Source organism: Phyllobacterium sp. (genome assembly GCF_037994405.1).
Lineage (GTDB): Bacteria > Pseudomonadota > Alphaproteobacteria > Rhizobiales > Rhizobiaceae > Phyllobacterium.
Genome location: NZ_JBBNAN010000428.1, coordinates 1 through 2052 on the forward strand (window position 1 = coordinate 1; position 2052 = coordinate 2052).

Sequence of the window (2052 nt, forward strand, 5' to 3'; positions counted from 1 at the left end):
TACGGCAGCATTTACTGTTTTCCCGGCCGAGTTTGCCTGGGTAGGTCGGGAATACATTTTGCGACCCTTAGGTGCTAGCCCTGACACTAGGGTCAGGACTCACTAATCAGAGCCAGAAGATCACGGCCGCTGCTATGCATATGCTTGAGAAGAAGGTGTGGGCGCAGCGGTCGTATCGAGTGTGAATACGACGCCAGTCTTTGAGTTTTCCGAACATGTTTTCGATCTTGTGACGTTGCTTGTAGAACACAACATCATGCGGGATTGGGACCTTTCTGTTGGCCTTTGACGGAATGCAGGCGGTGATTCTGCGATCAGCCAGCGCCTTTCGAAACCAATCGGCGTCGTATCCTTGTCTGCAAGCATTGCTTTGGCCTTGGGCAAGGCTTTGAGCATAAGTGCGGCCCCTCTGAAATCGCTCATCTGGCCTTCGCTTAGCAACATGATCAAAGGTCGGCCCTGGCCATCGCACACCGCGTGTAGTTTCGAATTCAAACCACCTTTGGTCCGCCCGATACGTCTAGGAACATCCCCTTTTTTAACAGGCTGGCTGCCGTCCGATGTGCTTTCAAATGGGTAGCATCGATCATCAATTGTTCCGGCTTGCCGCGTCCGGCTGCGAGTTCGGCTAAGATTCGACTGAACACACCAAGCCTGCTCCATCGGATGAAGCGATTATAAATCGTCTTGTGGGGACCATATTCTTTAGGCGCGTCGCGCCAGCGCAATCCGTTCCGAATAACGAAGACAATACCACTGATGATCCGGCGGTCGTCCACTCGCGGAATACCGTGCGATAATGGAAAGTATGGCTTAATGCGGCGCATCTGCGCCTCAGACAACAGCATCAAATCACTCATGGCAGCGCCTCCTTGCGCAACCATTGAATCAATCCGTCGATGACGCCGCAAGCGGCAAATGCCACCGTCCCCTGTTGGCCCAAGCCAGACATCGGGGTAAACTGGACACCGTATTTCGCTTCTCCTTTGAGGTGGTAAGGTAGCGATGCCCGTCTCGGCTTACTTCAAGGCAGGTTTGTTTGTGGTCGCCGCGGCTGCCGCATTGTTCGCAGCGGCCGGCACGATCGCTGTCCCGGGCTTTTGGGCCTATCTCGCAATCTTCGCTGTCGTCATGATCGTTTCGTTCGCGGCGCTCGATCCGGACCTCCTGCGCGAACGCATGCGGCCGGGTGGCAAGAAGCCGCCGCTCTCGCTGAGGGTCTTCTCGCTCGTTCTGTTCATGCATTGGATCGTTGCCGGGCTTGACCGTGGCCGTTTCCATTGGAGCGACAACGTGCCCGATTGGCTTCAGGGCGTTTGCCTGTTCACGGTCGCGGCCGGCTACGCCCTTGCACTATGGGCTATGCGTGTGAACCGGTTTTTCTCCTCAGTCATTCGCATCCAGGCCGACCGCGGCCAGCACGTCGTCAGCACGGGGCCTTATGCCTTCGTCCGCCACCCTGGTTACACCGCTGGATTTCTGATCATAGCGGCGAGCGGACCCGCGCTCGGATCGTGGCTTGCGGCTGCGCTCGTTGTGCTCTTTAGCCTGCCGTTTCTGCTCTACCGCACCATCACGGAGGACCGAATTCTTCGCGCGGAGCTTGCGGGCTATTCGGATTACGCCGCGCGGGTCCGATGGCGGCTTCTCCCGGGTATTTGGTGAGAGCCAAACCTCCTTAGGAAGCGTGCTTCGAAGGTCGTCGCGGCCTGCCAATGCAGCCAATTTTTGCCGTGGTCCCTTAGGCTCACGTTTTGGTTCCGATGTCTGCAATTGGCGCGTGGCCTATTCCGAAAGCGATGGCTCTTGGCAGTTGATGCCAGATTAATAGGTCCTGACCCTAGTTGATACGTTATTGTCACAAGATGCATTGTCAGCGGTCATGCCAATCGCGGACAACATCGAGTACATCCGATCGCAGAAGAAGTGTTCGAGGACATTCTGAGTCGGGAAGCTATAGAAGATACGGAGCGAGCTGATCAACTAGCCGCGATAAATCGCAAGCTTGCAGATAATTACGCTCAGATCCGATCGTTTCGGTCGGAGCTCATT

Annotated in this window: 1 protein-coding gene and 1 pseudogene; one reads left to right on the forward strand and one right to left on the reverse strand. The window is 55.9% G+C overall.

The window, feature by feature from the left end:
* Positions 1-106 precede the first annotated feature (106 nt).
* A pseudogene (locus AAAC48_RS23205) lies at positions 107-860 on the reverse strand (IS5 family transposase).
* Positions 861-1005: 145 nt separating this feature from the next.
* Between AAAC48_RS23205 and AAAC48_RS23210 the strand changes: the two are divergent.
* Complete coding sequence (locus tag AAAC48_RS23210) at positions 1006-1665, forward strand: isoprenylcysteine carboxylmethyltransferase family protein (protein WP_340656455.1); 660 nt, start codon at positions 1006-1008, stop codon at positions 1663-1665.
* The last annotated feature ends 387 nt before the right edge of the window (positions 1666-2052 follow it).